Here is an 18,885-nt window from a genome sequence, read left to right as displayed (position 1 = left end):
CAAGGGTCGCCGGAGGCGATCGCGTAGCGACGCGACCGCAGGGAGCGCCCTTGACAGGCCGGCCCGACACGGAAGGACGATGAGACTGACGGGAAGCCCCCATACCCTCCCTGATGCCGTTCGGCTGGGATCCCGGCCTTGTCGCTGCCGGGCCGGCTGTCCGTGTCCGGTCCGCGCCGGTGCCGCCGAGCGCCGACCCGCCTGCCAGGTGGCGGGTGGGCAGCCACGGGCGCGCCCCCGGCCCCTCGAGGGGGAGAGGGCGGCCCGCACCGGGCCCGCCCCCGCCCCGGGGATACGCTCAAGGCATGGCCGGGCGCTTCGATCCTCTTTCCCGTACCGCGGTGCGGGGCGGCCGGGCCGACGTGCCCGCCGCAGGCTCGGGCTCCCGCCCCGGCTCGGGCTCCCGCCCGGGCGGGGGGCTCGTACGGGTGTGGGTGCCCGAGGGGGCCCTCGACCTGGGGCTCACCCTCGGGCCGCTGCGGCGCGGCCCCGGGGACCCCACGTTCCGGATCACGGCCGACGGCTCCGTCTGGCGCGGCACCCGGACACCGCAGGGGCCCGCCACGCTCCGCGTCGCGGCCGACCGCGCCGCCGGGCACGTGTACGCCGAGGCCTGGGGCCCGGGGGCCGAGTGGGTCCTGGACGGGCTGCCGGCGCTGCTCGGGGCCGGCGACGACCCGGCCGCCTTCGTCCCCCGCCACCGCCTCGTGCACGCCAGCCACCGCAGCCGCCCCGGCCTGCGCCTGACCCGGACCGCCCTGGTCCTGGAGTCGCTGATCCCGACCGTCCTGGAGCAGAAGGTCACCTCCGACGAGGCGTACCGGGCCTGGCGCCGCCTGGTGCAGTGGCACGGCGAGCCGGCGCCCGGCCCGTACGGGCCGGGGCTGCGCGTGATGCCCGACGCCCGGGCCTGGGCCATGATCCCGTCCTGGGACTGGCACAAGGCCGGCGTCGACGCCAAGCGGTCGGCCACCATCGTCCGGGCCGCCCGCGTCGCCGCCCGGCTGGAGGAGGCCGCCGCGATGCCGCCCGGGCAGGCCGCCGCCCGGCTGGAGGCCGTCCCCGGCATCGGCCCGTGGACCTCCTCCGAGACCCTCCAGCGCACCAACGGCGACCCCGACGCCGTCACCACCGGCGACCTGCACCTGCCCGGCATCATCGGCTTCGCCCTCGCCGGCGACCGGGACGCCGACGATGCGGCCATGCTGGAACTGCTCGCGCCGTATGCCGGCCAGCGCCACCGCGCGGCCCGCCTGATCCTCCTGGCCGGCCGCACACCGCCGCGCCGCGCGCCGAAGATGTACCGCAGCGACATCGGTCGGCTGTGACCCCGGTCCGGTGGGCGGCCGGCCTCAGCGCACCTCGATGAACGGCTCCGCCGTCCGCTCCGGCCGCTCCCGCGGCGGCTCCGCGGGATGCCCGACGGCCACGGCGCCCATCGGGTCCCAGCCCTCCGGGAGCCCGAGCACCTTGCGCACCACGTCCCGGCAGAACATCGTCGAGGACACCCACGCCGAGCCCAGCCCCTCCCCGGCCAGCGCGACCAGGAAGTTCTGCACGCCGGCGCCGGTGGCGACGACGAACATCTCCCGCTCGGCCGCGTCCCGCCGGGCGTGCCCGTAGTGGTGGGCGCCGTCGGTGACCATGCACGGCACCACCAGGTACGGGGCATTGCGGAGCACGTCCCCGCGCCGGATCCGCTTGGCGATGGACTCCTCGGACCTGCCGTCGCGCCGCAGGTCCTCGATCCAGGCGTCCCGCATCGCGTCCAGCAGCTCCCGCCGCGCCGCCGCGGACTCCAGCAGGACGAACCGCCACGGCGTGGTGTGGTGCGGGGCGGGGGCGGTGACGGCCGCGGCGACGGCCCGCCGCACCGCGCCGGAATCCACCGGCTCGGCGGTGAAGGCCCGTACCGTGCGGCGCTGGGTGACGGCCTCGCGCACCGCCTCGGAGGTGCCGAGGCGGAACAGGTCCTCGGCGGCCGGCCGCACCAGCTCGGCGGCCGAGGAGCCCTCGCCGAGCAGGTGCCCGAGCCCCCGTACGACCGCCACGGGCAGCCCGGCGGCCTTGCCCTTGACCAGGTCGCCGGCGGCGGCCAGTTCGTCGGCGGTGGCGACGACGGTCGCGCCGAGCGGGTTGCCGTGCGCGTCGGTGCCGCCGCGCAGGTCGTCCAGGACGCGGATGCCGGCGGCGCCGATGGCCACGTCCGTCAGCCCGGCGCGCCAGGGCCGCCCGAAGGTGTCGGTGACGACGACGCCCACGTCCACGGAGCGCAGCTCCCGCAGCCGGGCGCGGATCGCGGCGGCCGAGGCGTCGGGGTCCTCGGGGAGCAGCAGGACGGTCCCGGGCTCGGTGTTGGAGGCGTCGACGCCGGCCGCGGCCATGACCAGGCCCTGCCGGTTCTCGACGATCCGCAGCGGGCCGCGGCGCGCGACGACCCGGACGGTCTCGGCGTCTATGGCCTCCTCGCGCGAGTCGGCCCGTACGATGCGGCCCTCGGCCTTGGAGACGATCTTCGAGGTGACCAGCAGGACGTCCCCGTCGCGGAGGTCCGGCTCGGCGTCCGCGATGAGCCGGGCCAGGTCGTCGCCGGGGCGGACCTCCGGGATCCCGGCGACGGCGCGTACCTCGTACGAGGGAACGCTCACCGGGAGGCCTCCGCGAGGGCCAGGGCCTCCCGGGCCATGGCGGCGGTCGCCTCGAGGTCGGTCATCATCAGGGGCACGGCCCGGCAGGCGATCCCGGCGGCCTCGACCTCGGCGGCGGCGTCCGCGTCGGCGGTGTCGACGAGCCAGCCGTCGAGGAGGTCGGCGCCGTAGTGCCGGGCCACGGCCGCGGCGGTGGACTCCACGCCGACGGCGGCGAGGACCTTGTCGGCCATGCCGCGCACGGGGGCGCCGCCGACGATGGGGGAGAGGCCGACGACGGGGGCCGCGGCGGAGGCGATGGCCTCGCGGATGCCGGGCACGGCCAGGATCGTGCCGACGGAGACCACCGGGTTGGACGGCGGGAAGAGGATGACGTCGGCCGCGGCGACGGCTTCGAGCACCCCGGGCGCGGGCTTGGCCTGCTCGGCGCCGACGGGCACGACGGCCTCGGCGTCGACGGAGGCCCGCAGCCGGACCCAGTACTCCTGGAAGTGGACGACGCGGCGCTCGCCGGTGCCGGAGTCGGTGATGGCGACGTGGGTCTCGACGCGGTCGTCGGACATGGGCAGCAGCCGCACTCCGGGCTGCCAGCGGTCGCAGAGGGCTTCGGTGACGGCGCTGAGCGGGTAGCCGGCGCCGAGCATCTGGGTACGGACGATGTGGGTGGCGAAGTCGCGGTCGCCGAGGCCGAACCAGGTGGGTCCGACCCCGTACGCCGCGAGCTCGTCCTTGACGGTGAAGGACTCCTCGGCACGCCCCCAGCCCTGCTCCTCGTTGATGCCGCCGCCGAGGGTGTACATCACGGTGTCGAGGTCGGGGCAGACCTTCAGCCCGAACAGGTGGATGTCGTCACCGGTGTTGCCGATGACCGTGATGTCCGCGTCGGGTGCCGCGGACTTCAGTCCGCGCAGGAAACGGGCGCCGCCGATGCCGCCGGCCAGAACAACAATGCGCATGCGGACAGTCTGTCAGCCTCGCGCGGTCGCCTGAGGGGTGGTGGTCGGGCGACGGGAGCGTCGGGCGGTGGGCGGTCAGACGGAGAGGGCCTCGGCCTCGGGTCGGGCCGGGGAGCAGTTGTGCATCGGCATCTCGGTGAGGCCGGGGAAGTACACGTGGAGGCTGACGGCGCCGTCGAGGGTGTCGTTGACGACCTCGTGGGCGTAGCCGGGGGCGAAGACGCGCTGGGCGCCGGCGCCGAGGGCGAGCGGGCCGCGGGGGCCGTGCTCGGTGAGCTCGCCCTCGAGGACGGTCAGGACGCCGGAGGAGGCGCCGTGGTCGTGCAGGCCGCTGCCCTGTCCGGGGACCCAGCTGAGCAGCCAGACCTCGTAGCCGGGCCCGGTGCGCAGCCGGTGGTACCAGCGGGTGGTGGCGTCGTAGCGGACGAGGTGCTGCCAGCTCGCGCGGTCCTCGGCGATGGAGCGGGCGAGGCCGGCGAACTCGGCGACGGTCACGGGGTGTTCGCGGGCGGGCTGGAGGAGGTGCTGGACGGCGAGGATGTCGCCGGCGATCTGGAGGTCACTCTCCGTGGCCGTCGGGGCGGTCGCGGCGGTGGGCGCGGGGACGGCTGCGGTGGGGTTGCTCATCGTGGGGGTCCTCGACGGATGTCAGTGGTTCGGCGGTCGCTGTGGGGGTAGCCGGAGCTCAGGGGAGCCGAGGGGCTCCGAAGGCATCAACAGCAGCAACAGCAACAGCGAACCTGGGCAGCGCACAGGAACCCACGAATGGGGGTCCGGGTGGTGGCTGCGGTCACTGACATGGGAACAAGGAGAGCGGGTATGGGGCCGGACTGTCAACCCAACGGCCGGTTTGGGGGGAAAGTTCCACCTGATCCGGTTAACCCGTGCGGAGAAAGGTTTGTGCACTCCGCCACCGGGGATGTGCCGCTGCAAGCCGCACTCCACCGTGTTTCAAACCCGATGGCCCAACTCGTGACCGGAATGTGATCTGCGCCGCTTCTTCGGCTTGATCGCAACCACGTCTGCGGGCGTCGCGTCGATCGCGAGTGAGCGCGGCCGCGGCAGGACCCGTGGCAACTGTCACGATTTTTGGCGATATGAACACTTTCTGCATAGCCTTGGTTCCGCAGAGTGAATAAGGGCCCCAATAGCAGATCCCGGCTTGACTGCGCTGGAGCCGCACACTTGTAATTTCACTCGTGTCGTTACGTAGCAATGAGTGACGGCACCACCACGGGGATGCACAGACAGAGCGAGGGGCGCACATGACCGAGCTGTTTCAGGAACTGCTGGTCGAGGAAGCGGACGAAGAGCTCGGATGGCAGGAGCGCGCGCTGTGCGCCCAGACCGACCCCGAGTCCTTCTTTCCCGAGAAGGGCGGCTCCACCCGCGAGGCCAAGAAGGTCTGCCTCGCCTGCGAAGTCCGGTCCGAATGCCTCGAGTACGCCCTCGCCAACGACGAGCGCTTCGGCATCTGGGGCGGCCTGTCCGAGCGTGAGCGCCGCCGCCTGAAAAAGGCCGCCGTCTGACCGGGACCCGTACCGGACCGCAACCGGAGCGCGCACCCGACCGCGCACCGGACGGAACCGGCCCGCGCACCGAACCGGAACCGCAACGCGAGCACTGCGCACAACTCCACGAGCACACACACGGTCCGCCTCCTGCACCTTCCCCGCAGGAGGCGGACCGGCGTGTTCCCAGCCGTTAGTGTGGGGCGCTGTCCAGCAGCCTCCGAGGGCACACCACCCCCGGACCCTCCCCCGGCGCCGCCCGGGGGGACCCCCAGGCCGGAGGGCCAGTAGAGCGATGTCCCTGCACAGCCAGTCGACGGCCTCCTACCAGGCTGCCGCCACCCCCGAGTTCCCCCGGCACGTCGTCACCGCGGTCCTCGTCGCCCACGACGGCGCCCGCTGGCTGCCCCGGACCCTCGCCGGCCTCCTCGGCCAGGAACGCCCCGCGCAGAACCACATCGCCGCCGACACCGGCAGCGCCGACGACTCCGCGCGCCTGCTCGCCGAGGCCCTCGGCGACGACCGCGTCCTGCACCTCGCCCGCCGCACCGGCTTCGGCGCCGCCGTCGACGAAGCCGCCCGCAACGCCGGCACCCCCACCGTCGAGGACCTGCCCTACCTCAAGCGCCCCAGCGGCTGGGACCCCGTCAGCCGCACCTGGCGCGACGACACCTACGACCTCCCCGAACTCCCGCACGGCGAACCCGTCCAGTGGCTCTGGCTGCTCCACGACGACAGCGCCCCCGAGCCCGACGCCCTCACCGAACTCCTGCGCGTGGCCGAGGACAACCCCGACGCCGCCGTCATCGGCCCCAAACTGCGCGGCTGGTACGACAACAAGCAGCTCCTCGAAGCCGGCGTCACCATCGCCCGCAGCGGCCGCCGCTGGACCGGCCTCGACCGCCGCGAGCAGGACCAGGGCCAGCACGACCAGGTCCGCGGCGTCCTGTCCGTCTCCACCGCCGGCATGCTCGTGCGCCGCGACGTCTACGACGCCCTCGGCGGCTTCGACCGCCGCCTGCCCCTCATGCGCGACGACGTCGACCTGTGCTGGCGCGCCCAGAGCGCCGGCCACAGCGTCCTCGTCGCCCCCGACGCCGTCCTGCGCCACGCCGAGGCCGCCGCCCGCGAACGCCGCACCGTCGACTGCGCCGGCCGCACCGCCGTCGGCCCGCACCGCGTGGACAAGGCCGGCGCCGTCTACACGATGCTCGCCAACAGCCCCGGACGCGCCCTGCCGTACGTCCTGCTGCGCCTCCTCCTCGGCACCGTGCTGCGCACCCTCGGCTACCTCATCGGCAAGGCCCCCGGCCAGGCCGTCGACGAGATCACCGGCCTCCTCGCCGTCCTGCTGCGCCCCGAGCGCATCCTCGCCGCCCGCCGCCGCCGCGGCCGCCCCGCCGTCCCCGCCAAGGAACTGCGCCCCCTCTTCCCGCCGCCCGGAGCCACCCTGCGCGCCGGCGCCGAACAGCTCGCCGGATACGTCGGCAGCGGCCGCGACACCGACGCGCCCGCCCTCGGCCGGCACGGCGGAGCCGTCGAATCCGGCCCCGGCGGCGACGACGCCGACTACCTCGAGATCGAGCAGTTCGCCCGCCTGAAGCGGATCGCCCGCAACCCCGCGCCCGTCCTGTTCGCCCTCCTGCTGCTGGTCTCCGTCATCGCCTGCCGCGGCCTGCTCGGCGGCGGCAGCCTCATGGGCGGCGCCCTGCTGCCCGCCCCCGACAGCGGACTCGACCTGTGGCACCGCTACACCGAGGACTGGCAGCCCGTCGGCACCGGCTCCACCGCCGCGGCCCCGCCCTACCTCGCCGTCCTCGGCGCCCTGTCCACCCTCCTGTTCGGCTCCACCGCCGCCGCCCTGACCCTGCTCCTCGTCTGCTCCGTCCCGCTCGCCGGACTCACCGCCTACTTCGCCTCCCGGCCGCTGGTCGAATCCCGGCTGCTGCGCGCCTGGGCCGCCATCGCCTACGCCTTCCTGCCCGCCGTCACCGGAGCCCTCGCCGCAGGCCGCCTCGGCACCGCCGTCCTCGCGATCCTGCTGCCGCTGCTGGCCCGCTCCGCCGTCGCCGCCTTCGGCCTCGCGGGCGGCCCCGAGGGCACCCCCGAGCAGCGCGGCACCTGGCGCGCCGTGTGGACGTACACCCTCCTGCTGACCCTGGCCGCCGCCTTCGCCCCCGTGGTGTGGCCGCTCGCAGCCGTCCTCGGAACCGCCGCGCTCGTACGGCGCCGCGCCGAGTGGAAGGCGTACGGGCTGCGGCTGCTCGCCACCCTTGCCGTCCCCCTGCTCGTCCTCGCCCCCTGGGCGCCCGGCCTCCTCCTGCACCCCGGCCGGCTCCTCGACGAGGCCGGACTGCCCTCCGCAGCCGGCTCCGCCACCGCCCTGGACCTCCTCGGCCTGAGCCCCGGCGGCCCCAAGGCCCCCGGCGGGCTGCTGCTCCTCGGCATCGTCCTCGCCGCCCTGGCCGCCCTGGTGCGCGCCGAGCGGCAGGCCGCCGTCCGCACCGCCTGGGCCGCGGCCCTCGCCGCCCTCGCCCTGGCCGTCGTCCTGAACCGCACCGGCTGGGCCGGGCCCGCCACCCTCGTGTACGGGCTCGCCCTGCTCGCGGCCGCCGCGGTCGGCGCCGACGGGGCCAAGGAGCGCGTCGCCGCCAGCAGCTTCGGCTGGCGCCAGCCGGTGGCCGCCCTGATCGCCCTCGCGGCCGCCGCCGGACCGCTGCTCGGCGCGGCCGGCTGGATGATCGGCGGCGCCGCCGGGCCGCTCCAGCGGCGCGACCCGGTCCAGGTGCCCGCGTTCGTCGCCGAGGAGGGCGGCACCCGCGACCAGGCCCGCACCCTCGTCCTCGGCGGCACCTCGCCCGCCACCGTCTCCTACACCCTCGTGCGCGGCTCCGGCGCGGGCCTCGGCGACGCCGAGCTCGCCGCCGAGGCCGGCAGCAGCCCCCGCCTCGACAAGGTCGTCTCCAGCCTCGTCGCCGGCTCCGGGGCCGACCAGACCGACCAGCTCAGCGGCTTCGCCATCCGCTACGTCCTGGTCCGCGACGGCGCCCCCCGGCAGATGCACCGCGTCCTCGACGCCACCCCCGGCCTCAGCCGGATGAGCCAGCTCGACGGCAGCGCCCTGTGGCGCGTGGACCGCCAGGTCGCCCGCGCCGTCATCCTCTCCGGCAAGACCGGCGAGGCACCCCTGCCGGTCGCCTCCGGCCCCGTCGAGGCCCACACCAAGATCCCGGCCGGCGACGCGGGCCGCACCCTGCGCATCGCCGACCGCGCCGCCCCCGGCTGGAAGGCCACCCTCGACGGGAAGCCGCTGAAGGCCAAGACCCTCGACGGCTGGGCGCAGGGCTTCGAACTGCCCGCCGCCGGCGGCCGCCTCGACCTCGTCCACGAGGACTCCCTGCCCAGGACCGCCTGGCACTGGGCCCAGGGCGCCCTCGCACTGGTGCTGCTGGTGATGGCCCTGCCGGGCCGCCGCGCCCGCCTCGACGACGACCTGCCCGAGGAGGAGGCCGAGTCCGCAGACGGGTCGGGACCCGGCGCCGCCGGCGAGGGCCGCCGGGCCCGCCGCCTGCGCACGGAGGCCGGCACCGCCGCCGCCCCGGCCGCCGAGGACGCGGGCGCGGGCGCCGTCGCGGACCCGTACGCGGGGATCCCGGCGCAGCCCTCGTACGGGGAGGAGGCGTACGCCTACCAGGACGGCTACCCCGCCCACGGCGGCGCCCCGGTGTACGGCGGCCAGGAGGAGGGCGGGCCGGCGTACGCGGGCCAGGGCCACGGCGGCCACGACGGCTACGACGGCTTCGACGCCTACGGGCAGCCCGCCGCGCAGCCGTACGTCCCCGCGCAGGCCCCGGACCCGGAGCAGTACCCGTACCCGCACGACCCGCAGGGCTACCCCCAGCCCCACGGCCAGTACCCCTACCCGTACGACCAGCAGCCGTACGAGACCTACGGACAGCAGCAGCACGACCCGCGTCCCGACGGGAGCCCCCAGCAGTGAAGCAGCGCGCATTCCTGACGCTGGCGGCCGCCGCCGCGGCCCTGGCCGCGGCAGCCGGCATCGCCCACCTCACCGCGCCCGCCGCCCCGGCCACCGCCGCAGGGCCGGCGGCCGCGGCCCGGATGCCGGTCGAGCGGTCCGCGCTGGTGTGCCCGGCGCCCAGCTCCTCCGACATCGCCGAGACCACGTACACGGCGATCACCCCCGGCGCCCCCGGCGGCGGCAAGGGCACGGCCCGCCTCCTCGGCGCGACGAAGGAGGCCAAGCCCGTCCTGGAGCTCAAGGAGCGCGGCAAGCCGGCCGGCGCGAGCGCCTCCGGAGCCGAGGCCCCGGGCCTCGCGGGCACCGCCGACGGGATCCTCGCCCCCGGCTGGACCGCCCAGCAGACCACCAAGGTCTCCGTCGGCCGGGCCCGCGGACTGCTCGGCGTCGGCTGCACCGCGCCCGGCACCGACTTCTGGTTCCCCGGCGCGAGCACCGCCAAGGGGCGCGAGGACTACGTGCACCTGACCAACCCCGACGACACCGCGGCCGTGATCGACATCAAGCTGTTCGGCCCGGACGGCGCGGTGAAGTCCGAGGCGGGGACCGGAGAGAACATCCGGATCGACCCCCGCTCCACCAAGGCGGTCTCGCTGGCCTCCCTGACCCCCGGCGCGCAGCTCCCGGACGTCACCGCGCACGTGACCACCCGCGCGGGCCGCGTCGGCGCGTCGGTGCAGGTCGGCGAGGAGGGCGTCGGCGCGGACTGGCTGCCCGCCTCCGCCGACCCGGCCGGCTCGCTGGTGCTGCCCGGGATCCCGGCGGACGCCACGTCCGTACGGCTGGTGGCCTTCGCCCCCGGCGAGGAGGACGCCGACCTGGCGGTGAAACTGGCCGGGCCGAACGGGTCCATCAGCCCGGCGGGCAACGAGCAGCTGCACGTCAAGGCGGGCATGACGGCCGCCCTCGACCTCAAGGACGTGACCCGCGGCGAGGCCGGCTCGCTGGTGCTGGCCCCGGCCGACCGGAAGAAGCCCGTCCCGGTGGTGGCCGCGCTGCACGTGGTCCGCGGCACCGGCGCCAAGCAGGAGCTCGGCTTCATCGCCGCGTCCGGCCCCGTCGGGGCGCGGGCCACCGTCGCCGACGACCGGGCGGACGAGAACGCGACGGTGCTGTCCCTGACCGCCGTGGGCGCAAACGCCAAGGTGAAGGTGACGGCCTCGGCGGGCACGGAGGCGGGCGAGGCGGCCTCGAAGGAGGTCACGGTCAAGGCGGGCACCACGCAGCTCGTGACCCTGGCCCCGGCCGGCGCCAAGGGCTCCTACGCGCTGACGGTCGAGACCCTCTCCGGCGGCCCGGTCCACGCGGCCCGGACGCTGACGCTGCCGCACGAGGGCATCCCGATGTTCACCGTGCAGACGCTGTCGGACGACCGGGGCAACGTCCCGGTCCCGCGGGCGGTCCAGGACCTGTCGGTCCTCACCCGGTAGCACCGGCGCCTCTGGTGCCGCAGGCCCGGCCCGGGCCTCGGCCGGCTCACCGGAGCCGGTCAGTCCTGCCCGTACCGCGGGTCCACCGTCTCCGGGGACAGCCCCAGCAGCTCCGCGACCTGCTCCACCACGATCTCGTGCACGAGCAGCGCCTTCTCGTCCCGGGTCTTCGTCCGGATCTCCACCGGCCGCCGGAACACCACGATCCGCGCCGGCCGCCCGGGCCCCGCCGCCTCCGACAGCGCCCCGAGCGGCACCGCCTCGTCGTTCCACCCGGCGTCCGGGCCGCCCGGCGGCCCCGGCACGTCCGCGACCAGGAACTCCACCTCCGCCAGCTGCGGCCAGCGCCGCTCCAGCCGCTCCACGGACTCCCGCACGAGGTCGCCGAAGAGCTCCGCACGGCTCGCCGCCAGCGGCACCTGCGGCGGGGCGATCGGCCCCCGCATCCCCCGCCCGTGCCGGTCGCGCCGGCGGGACCGGGGCTCGGCCGGCGGCCCGGCGGGCGGCGCCGCGGGCGGCGGCGGGAGCTGCGGAGGAGGCGGCGGAGGACTGTCGGTCACCCCCGCAGGGTAGCCCCCGAACAGGCTCCGACCGGGGCCTTTCCGGACCTGCCGGGCCCCGGCGCGGCGACGACACGGGGGAGTGAGCTGCGGGAGAGTCGTCGCGGCCCGGTCAAGAGTGCGGTACCGTCCAACGTCGTGAGCCTTGTACGTCGCTGTTCGCGCACCGCGTGCGGCCGCCCTGCCGTCGCGACACTGACGTACGTCTACGCCGATTCGACCGCAGTCCTCGGCCCGCTCGCCACGTACGCCGAACCCCACTGCTACGACCTGTGCGCCGAGCACTCCGAGCGCCTGACCGCCCCGCGCGGCTGGGAGGTCGTGCGGCTGACCGACGGGTCGGCCCCCTCCCGCCCCAGCGGCGACGACCTCGAAGCGCTGGCCAACGCCGTACGCGAGGCGGCCCGGCCGCACGACCGCGCGGCCGAGGCCGGCGGGTCCGCCCCCAACGCCCCGCGGTCCGGCGGCGAGACCCGGCGCGGGCACCTGCGCGTCCTGCGCTCGCCGGACTCCTGACCGGGGCCTGACGCCCTGAAGGGCGCTTCCGCCTGCCCTGTAGGTTGGCTCCACCGCACAGGAGCTTCAGGAGGGCAGGCAGTGGCCGCAGATCTTTCGAACATCGTCAAGGCGTACGACGTACGGGGCGTCGTGCCGGACGAGTGGGACGAGTCGCTGGCCGAACTGTTCGGAGCCGCCTTCGTCGAGGTCACCGGCGCCACCGCGATCGTCGTCGGCCACGACATGCGGCCCTCCTCGCCCGCCCTGTCCGGCGCCTTCGCGCGCGGCGCCGCCGCCCGCGGCTCGGACGTCACCCTGATCGGCCTGTGCTCCACCGACCAGCTGTACTACGCCTCCGGCATCCTCGACCTGCCCGGCGCGATGTTCACCGCCTCGCACAACCCGGCGCAGTACAACGGCATCAAGCTCTGCCGCGCCGGCGCGGCCCCCGTCGGCCAGGACACCGGCCTGGCCGCCATCCGCGAGCTCGTCGAGACCTGGTCCGACCTGGGCGGAGCCCCGGCCGTCGCCGACACCACCGTCCCCGGCACGATCACCGGGCGGGACACCCTCGCCGGGTACGCCGCCCACCTCAAGTCCCTCGTCGACCTGAGCGGCATCCGCCCCCTGAAGGTCGTCGTGGACGCGGGCAACGGCATGGGCGGCCACACCGTCCCCACCGTCTTCGACGGCCTGCCGCTGGAGCTCGTACCGATGTACTTCGAGCTCGACGGCACCTTCCCCCACCACGAGGCCAACCCGCTCGACCCGAAGAACCTCGTCGACCTCCAGGCCCGCGTGCGGGCGGAGGGCGCCGACCTGGGCCTCGCCTTCGACGGCGACGCCGACCGCTGCTTCGTCGTCGACGAGCGCGGCGAGGGAGTCTCCCCGTCCGCCGTGACCGCGCTCGTCGCCGCGCGCGAACTGGCCCGCAACGGCGGCACCGGCACCGTGATCCACAACCTGATCACCTCCTGGTCCGTCCCCGAGGTGGTCCGCGAGCACGGCGGCACGCCCGTGCGCACCCGCGTCGGCCACTCCTTCATCAAGGAGGAGATGGCCCGCTGCGGCGCCATCTTCGGCGGCGAGCACTCCGCGCACTACTACTTCAAGGACTTCTGGAACGCGGACACGGGCATGCTCGCCGCGCTCCACGTCCTCGCGGCCCTCGGGGGGCAGGACGGCACCCTCTCCGAGCTGGTCGCCTCCTACGACCGCTACGCCGGCTCCGGCGAGATCAACTCCACCGTCGCCGACCAGGCCGCCCGCATCACCGCCGTCAAGGCCGCGTACGGCACCCAGGAGGGCATCGCCCTCGACGAGCTGGACGGCCTGACCGCCACCTCCTCCGACTGGTGGTTCAACCTGCGCGCCTCCAACACCGAGCCGCTGCTGCGGCTCAACGTCGAGGCCCGCGACCCGCAGACCCTGGCCAAGGTCCGCGACGAGGTCCTCGCCCTGGTCCGCGGCTAGGCGCCCCCCTCCGGACCTTCCTCCCCCGGCCACCGGGGGACACCAAAGGGACGCCCGGCGGCGGGCAACGCGCCCGCCCCGCCCGCCGGGCCGCGCGAGACGCGGCCCGGCGGTACGCTGACCTCGCCCCATCCGCATGTTCGAAGGGAAGCCCCCATGCCGCTCGAAGCCGGCCTTCTGGAGATCCTCGCCTGCCCCGCCTGCCACTCTCCCCTGGAGGACAAGTCGGCCGACGAGACGGCTCCCGAGCTGATCTGCACCGGTCAGGACTGCGGCCTGGCCTACCCGGTCCGCGACGGCATCCCGGTCCTCCTCGTGGACGAGGCCCGCCGCCCGTCCTGACCCCCGAGCCGCAACGCCCCGCCGGCCCCGCCCCGGCACGGGCCGACGGATCCCGCGGAGCCACGGACCCGCGCGCCACGACGCCCAGGACCGGGCCCCCGCCGGCCGCCGAACCCCCGCAAAGCCCCGGGCCACAGCGCACCTCAGGCCCCCCGGCCCCCGGGTGCCTCAAGAGCCACGCCCCGTCGGGTGCCTCCACCCCCCCCGGCCCACCGGAAGCCAAGGGCCACGGGATGTCCCGAACCCACGGGCCACTGGGTACCTCGGGACCTACGGGCCGCCGAGTGCCCCGGGCCCACGGGCCCACGGGCTACGGGGTGCCTCGGAAGCCACGGGTCACGGGTGCCTCGGGAGCCACGGGCCAGGGGGTACCGCTGGAGCCCCGGGCCACCCGGTGCCCCCGGACCCACGGGCCGCGGGGTGCTTCGGAAGCCAGGGGCCAACAGATGCCTCGGACCCACGGGCCTTCGGGACCCACGGGCCAGGCGGCTTCGGGGCCCACAGGCCACGGGGTTCCCTCGGACCCACGGGCCAGGGGGCGCTTCGGGAGCCACCGGTCACCGGATGCCATCAGAGCCTCGGAGGCTCTGAGGCTCGGACCCTCGGGTGCCTGCGGCCATGGGGTGCCCCCGGAGCCCCGGACCCCGGAGCCTCCCACGGGCCCTCGGGTGCCTCGAGCCACGGGGCGCCCTCGGAGCCACGGCGCACGGGGGTCAAGGGCAGGTAGGGGCCACCGGGTTTTCGCGGACCCACGGGACACCGGGTGCTCCCCGGTACGCCGGCCATGCGGGAGACTGGGTGCCCCACGGTTCACCGGGCATACGGGGAACAGGGTCCCCGGCCCACCGGCCTGACGGGCCGCCGGGACCCCCCGCCCCGGCGGGCCCCACGGACCCCCGGGACACCGGGTGCCCACCGAACCGCCGGGACACGCCTGTCCACGGGCCCGCCGGAACACCGGATGCCCGCCGGAACACCGGGTACAACTGATGCCAACGCGCCGCAGGCACACGGCACGAGTCGCCCGTCCTTCTGACCCAGCCGGAGGCCCGCATGCTCGACGAGACGCTCCTCGACGCACCGGAAGAGCTCGCCCGCGCCGACCGCCGCGGCCTGCTCCGCGGAGCCGCCGAGGCCGGCGCCAGAGTCCGCACCGCCGCCCGGCACTCCTCCGAGGCCGGCCTCGGCGACCTGCGCCCCGACGGCCGGCCCCGCGCCGTCCTCATCGCCGGCCCCGGCACCGCCGCCACCGGCGTCGCCGACCTGCTCGGCGCCCTCGCCGGCGCCTCCGCCCCGGTCACCCGCCTGCACCCCACCGGCGTCGCCCATGCCGCGGGCGCCCTGCGCTGGACCCTGCCCGGCTGGGCCGGCTCCGTCGACCTGCTGCTCCTCGCCACCACCGACGGCACCGAGCCCGGCCTCTCCCTCCTCGCCGAACAGGCCTACCGCCGCGGCTGCACCGTCGTCGCCGTCGCCCCCGAACGCTCCCCGCTCGGCGAGGCCGTCGCCGCCGCGCACGGCCTCCTCGTACCGATGGCCAAGGCCCCGTACCAGGAGTACGACGAATCCGCCGCCGCCGGCCCCGGCGCCCTGTGGGCCCTGCTCACCCCGCTCCTGCTGCTCCTCGACAGGGTCGGCCTCATCGACGCCGCCCCCGAGACCCTCCAGCGCGTCGCCGACCGCCTCGACCGCACCGCCGAGCGCTGCGGACCGGCCATCGCCACCTACTCCAACCCCGCCAAGACCCTCGCCGCCGAGCTCGCCGACTCCCTCCCGCTCATCTGGAGCGAAGGCGCCGGCGCCGGCCCCGCCGGCCGCCGCTTCGCCGCCACCCTCGCCGAGCTCGCCGGCCGCCCCGCCCTGGCCGCCGACCTCCCCGAGGCCCTGCCCCGGCACGGCGTCCTGCTCGCCGGCGCCTTCGCGGCCGGCGCCGACCCCGAGGACTTCTTCCGTGACCGGGTCGAGGAGCCCCAGGCCCTGCGCGCCCGCGTCGTCCTGCTCCGCGACCGGCCCATCGGCGGTCTCACCGCCGCCCCCGCCGCCCGCGAACTCGCCCTCAGCCACGACACGGCCATCAGCGAGCTCGAACCCGAGGAGGGCAGCGACCTCGAACAGCTCGCCGAGCTCCTCGCCGTCACGGACTTCGCCACCGCCTACCTGGCCCTGGCGACCAGGGGACACGGCTGAGCACACGACCGTGCCGGCCCTTCATCCAGGAAGACGGACGAAGATGGACCGCCTGACGAACACGATCCGCCCCTACGCCTGGGGATCCACCACCGCGATCCCCAGGCTCCTCGGCACGGCGCCGACCGGCGAACCCCAGGCCGAACTGTGGATGGGAGCCCACCCCGGCGCGCCCTCCCGCATCGACCGCGGCGCCGGCCTGACCAGCCTCGCGGACGTCATCGCCGCCGACCCCGAGCGCGAGCTCGGGGCCGCCGTCGTCGCCAGGTTCGGCCCCCGCCTGCCCTTCCTGTTCAAGATCCTGGCCGCCGGCGCCCCGCTCTCCCTCCAGGTCCACCCCGACCTGGACCAGGCCCGCGCCGGCCACGCCGACGAGGAGCGCCGCGGCATCCCCCTCGACGCCCCGCACCGCAACTACAAGGACCCCCACCACAAGCCGGAGATGATCTGCGCGCTCACCCCCTTCGACGGCCTGTGCGGCTTCCGCCCGCCGCAGGAGGCCGCCGAACTCCTCGCCGGCCTGGAGGTCGACTCCCTCAAGCCGTACGTGGACCTGCTGCGGGCCCACCCCGAGGAAGCGGCCCTGCGCGAGATGCTCACCGCCGTACTGACCGCCGACCGCGCCGAGATGGCCCGTACCGTCGCCGAGGCCGCTGCCGCCATCGACCGGCTCGGCGGCGTCTACACCCCGTACGCCACCCTCGTCCACCACTTCCCCGGCGACCCCGGCGTCATCGCCGCCATGCTCCTCAACCACGTGCGGCTCCAGCCCGGCGAGGCGATGTTCCTCGGCGCCGGCGTCCCGCACGCCTACCTCGATGGCCTCGGCGTCGAACTCCTCGCCAACTCGGACAACGTGCTGCGCGCCGGACTCACCCCCAAGCACGTGGACGTGCCCGAACTGCTGCGGATCGTCCGCTTCGACCACGGCGATCCCGCGATCCTGCGGCCCGAGGGGGACGGCGAGGAGGTCTACGAGGCCCCCGTCGACGAGTTCCGGCTCTCCCGCTACGCCCTCGCCGACGGAGCCGCCCCCCGCACCCTGCCCGCCGGCGCCCCGCAGATCCTGCTGTGCACCGCCGGCCGCCCGAAGGCGGGCGAAACGATCCTCGCGCCCGGCGAGTCCGTCTTCGTACCGGCGGTCGAGAGCGTCGAACTCTCCGGGGCCGGCACCGTCTTCCGAGCCACCGTGGCCGTCTGACGGGCGGCGCCGCCGGCTGCGGCTGCAAGAATGTGCGGCCGTAGCACGGTGCCCCGGCCGGGGAGCCGTACCGAGGAGGAAGGGACACCCACCACCCATGAGCGCGTCGGGCGGAACCAGGGCGATCGTGGCGGCACTCTCCGCCAACCTCGCCATCGCTGCAGCCAAGTTCGTGGCCTTCGTCTTCAGCGGCTCGTCGTCGATGCTCGCGGAAAGCGTCCACTCGCTGGCGGACTCCGGCAACCAGGGGCTGCTGCTCCTCGGAGGCAAGAAGGCCCAGCGCGAGGCGACGCCGCAACACCCCTTCGGGTACGGGCGGGAGCGCTACATCTACGCCTTCCTGGTCTCCATCGTGCTCTTCACCGTCGGCGGCATGTTCGCCCTGTACGAGGGCTACGAGAAGGTCAAGCACCCGCACGAGATCGAGGCCTGGTACTGGCCCGTCGGCGTCCTGGTCTTCGCGATCATCGCGGAGGGCTTCTCGTTCAAGACGGCCATCAAGGAGTCCAACGAGCTGCGGGGCGGACTGTCGTGGGGGCAGTTCATCAAGCGGGCCAAGGCCCCCGAGCTGCCGGTGGTCCTCCTGGAGGACGCCGGCGCGCTGATCGGCCTCGTCCTCGCCCTCATCGGCGTCGGCCTCGCACTGCTGACCGGCAACGGCGTGTGGGACGGCATCGGCACCCTGGCCATCGGCACGCTGCTGATCCTGATCGCGATCGTCCTGGCCGCGGAGACCAAGTCCCTCCTGCTGGGCGAGGCCGCGGGCCCGGAGGAGGTCGCCAAGATCAGCGCCGCCCTGGTCGACGGGCAGACCGTGACCCGGGTCATCCACATGCGCACCCTCCACCTGGGCCCGGAGGAACTCCTCGTCGCGGCGAAGATCGCCGTCCACCACGACGACACCGCGGCCGAGGTCGCCAAGGCCATCGACGCCGCCGAGGCCCGCATCCGCACCGCGGTCCCGATCGCCCGCGTGATCTACCTCGAGCCGGACATCTACAAGACGCCCCCGTCCTCCTGACCCGGTGCCCGGCGCGGCCGGGCCCCCGGGGCGCCGCCCCGGCCGCGCAAGGCGGAGGGCGGGACTTCTTGCTCGACCCCCTGGGGCCCGCTCCGCTGATCGGTGTAGATTCGTCATCAGTGTCAGGCGTCGCTGCTGATGGCGGTCGGGCGGTCCGAGCGACCGGCCGAGGGGAGAGAGGGCCTCCGACGGACTGAGCGCTCGGTGCACCGCCGGACGGCGATGCGCGGCTCAGCCGTACCCACTCTCGAACCATGAGGAGCAGCACCCATGGACTTCAAGGTCGCAGACCTTTCCCTTGCCGCTTTCGGCCGCAAGGAGATCACCCTGGCCGAGCACGAGATGCCGGGCCTGATGTCGATCCGCCGTGAGTACGCCGAGGCCCAGCCCCTGGCGGGCGCCCGCATCACCGGCTCGCTGCACATGACCGTCCAGACCGCCGTCCTGATCGAGACGCTGGTCGCGCTCGGCGCCGAGGTCCGCTGGGCCTCCTGCAACATCTTCTCCACCCAGGACCACGCGGCCGCCGCCATCGCCGTCGGCCCGAACGGCACCCCGGAGAACCCGCAGGGCGTCCCCGTCTTCGCCTGGAAGGGCGAGACGCTGGAGGAGTACTGGTGGTGCACGGAGCAGGCGCTGACCTGGCCGAACACCCCCACCGGCGGCCCGAACATGATCCTCGACGACGGTGGTGACGCCACCCTCCTCGTCCACAAGGGCGTCGAGTTCGAGAAGGCCGGCTCCGCCCCGGACCCGTCCACCGCGGACTCCGAGGAGTACGGCCACATCCTCACCCTCCTCAACCGCACCCTGGCCGAGTCCCCGCAGAAGTGGACGCAGCTCGCGTCCGACATCCGCGGTGTCACCGAGGAGACCACCACGGGCGTGCACCGCCTGTACGAGATGATGTCCGAGGGCACGCTGCTGTTCCCGGCGATCAACGTGAACGACGCGGTGACGAAGTCGAAGTTCGACAACAAGTACGGCTGCCGCCACTCGCTGATCGACGGCATCAA

General features: G+C 75.2%; 15 protein-coding genes. 11 read left to right on the top strand and 4 right to left on the bottom strand.

Annotated elements, in window-relative coordinates:
- Positions 1-305: 305 nt before the first annotated feature.
- A complete protein-coding gene (locus AB0953_RS34665; protein WP_366863589.1) occupies positions 306-1,328 on the top strand; it encodes a DNA-3-methyladenine glycosylase 2 family protein in 1,023 nt (340 codons plus the stop codon).
- 24 nt (positions 1,329-1,352) lie between these two features.
- On the opposite strand, the gene AB0953_RS34660 is transcribed toward AB0953_RS34665, so the two are convergent.
- The 3 genes from AB0953_RS34660 to AB0953_RS34650 form a co-directional block, all read right to left on the bottom strand.
- Complete coding sequence (locus AB0953_RS34660) at positions 1,353-2,648, bottom strand: coenzyme F420-0:L-glutamate ligase (RefSeq protein ID WP_366863588.1); 1,296 nt, start codon at positions 2,646-2,648, stop codon at positions 1,353-1,355.
- Complete coding sequence (gene cofD / locus AB0953_RS34655) at positions 2,645-3,604, bottom strand: 2-phospho-L-lactate transferase (RefSeq protein ID WP_366863587.1); 960 nt, start codon at positions 3,602-3,604, stop codon at positions 2,645-2,647. Before cofD ends, AB0953_RS34660 begins: the two co-directional genes overlap by 4 nt.
- A 75-nt stretch (positions 3,605-3,679) precedes the next feature.
- Positions 3,680-4,231, bottom strand: coding sequence for a cysteine dioxygenase family protein (locus AB0953_RS34650; RefSeq protein ID WP_366863586.1), 552 nt, complete (start codon positions 4,229-4,231; stop codon positions 3,680-3,682).
- Positions 4,232-4,869: 638 nt separating this feature from the next.
- On the opposite strand from AB0953_RS34650, the gene AB0953_RS34645 reads away from it, so the two are divergent.
- From AB0953_RS34645 to AB0953_RS34635, 3 genes are all read left to right on the top strand, one after another.
- On the top strand, positions 4,870-5,133 hold the full coding sequence (locus tag AB0953_RS34645) for a WhiB family transcriptional regulator (RefSeq protein ID WP_003983763.1): 264 nt from the start codon (positions 4,870-4,872) through the stop codon (positions 5,131-5,133).
- A 277-nt stretch (positions 5,134-5,410) separates the two neighbouring features.
- Positions 5,411-9,115: a glycosyltransferase gene (locus AB0953_RS34640; protein ID WP_366863585.1), complete on the top strand. Its 3,705-nt coding sequence runs from the start codon at positions 5,411-5,413 to the stop codon at positions 9,113-9,115.
- Positions 9,112-10,587, top strand: a complete 1,476-nt coding sequence (locus AB0953_RS34635; RefSeq protein WP_366863584.1) for a DUF5719 family protein — start codon at positions 9,112-9,114, stop codon at positions 10,585-10,587. Before AB0953_RS34640 ends, AB0953_RS34635 begins: the two co-directional genes overlap by 4 nt.
- 59 nt (positions 10,588-10,646) lie before the next feature.
- On the opposite strand, the gene AB0953_RS34630 is transcribed toward AB0953_RS34635, so the two are convergent.
- A complete protein-coding gene (locus AB0953_RS34630) occupies positions 10,647-11,147 on the bottom strand; it encodes a metallopeptidase family protein (protein ID WP_366863583.1) in 501 nt (166 codons plus the stop codon).
- A gap of 138 nt (positions 11,148-11,285) precedes the next feature.
- Between AB0953_RS34630 and AB0953_RS34625 the strand changes: the two genes are divergently transcribed.
- The 7 genes from AB0953_RS34625 to AB0953_RS34595 all read left to right on the top strand — a co-directional run.
- Positions 11,286-11,663 (top strand): DUF3499 domain-containing protein, encoded by a 378-nt coding sequence (locus AB0953_RS34625; protein ID WP_366863582.1) that lies wholly within the window; start codon positions 11,286-11,288, stop codon positions 11,661-11,663.
- Between the two features lie 81 nt (positions 11,664-11,744).
- Entirely contained in the window at positions 11,745-13,118 is a 1,374-nt protein-coding gene (locus AB0953_RS34620; protein WP_366863581.1) for a phosphomannomutase/phosphoglucomutase, read from the top strand.
- Positions 13,119-13,274: 156 nt separating this feature from the next.
- On the top strand, positions 13,275-13,460 hold the full coding sequence (locus AB0953_RS34615; RefSeq protein WP_366863580.1) for a Trm112 family protein: 186 nt from the start codon (positions 13,275-13,277) through the stop codon (positions 13,458-13,460).
- Between the two features lie 1,053 nt (positions 13,461-14,513).
- Positions 14,514-15,647, top strand: coding sequence for an SIS domain-containing protein (locus AB0953_RS34610; RefSeq protein ID WP_366863579.1), 1,134 nt, complete (start codon positions 14,514-14,516; stop codon positions 15,645-15,647).
- 43 nt (positions 15,648-15,690) lie between these two features.
- The gene (gene manA / locus AB0953_RS34605) at positions 15,691-16,848 is read left to right on the top strand and encodes a mannose-6-phosphate isomerase, class I (RefSeq protein ID WP_366863578.1); all 1,158 of its coding nucleotides are present in this window, start codon (positions 15,691-15,693) and stop codon (positions 16,846-16,848) included.
- A 97-nt stretch (positions 16,849-16,945) separates the two neighbouring features.
- On the top strand, positions 16,946-17,869 hold the full coding sequence (locus AB0953_RS34600; RefSeq protein WP_366863577.1) for a cation diffusion facilitator family transporter: 924 nt from the start codon (positions 16,946-16,948) through the stop codon (positions 17,867-17,869).
- A gap of 270 nt (positions 17,870-18,139) precedes the next feature.
- The coding region (locus AB0953_RS34595; RefSeq protein WP_366863575.1) for an adenosylhomocysteinase at positions 18,140-18,885 on the top strand (746 nt) is incomplete at its 3' end.

The sequence above is a fragment of the Streptomyces sp. NPDC046866 genome (assembly GCF_040704625.1).
GTDB lineage: Bacteria > Actinomycetota > Actinomycetes > Streptomycetales > Streptomycetaceae > Streptomyces.
This window is presented reverse-complemented; position numbering and strand designations above follow the sequence as displayed.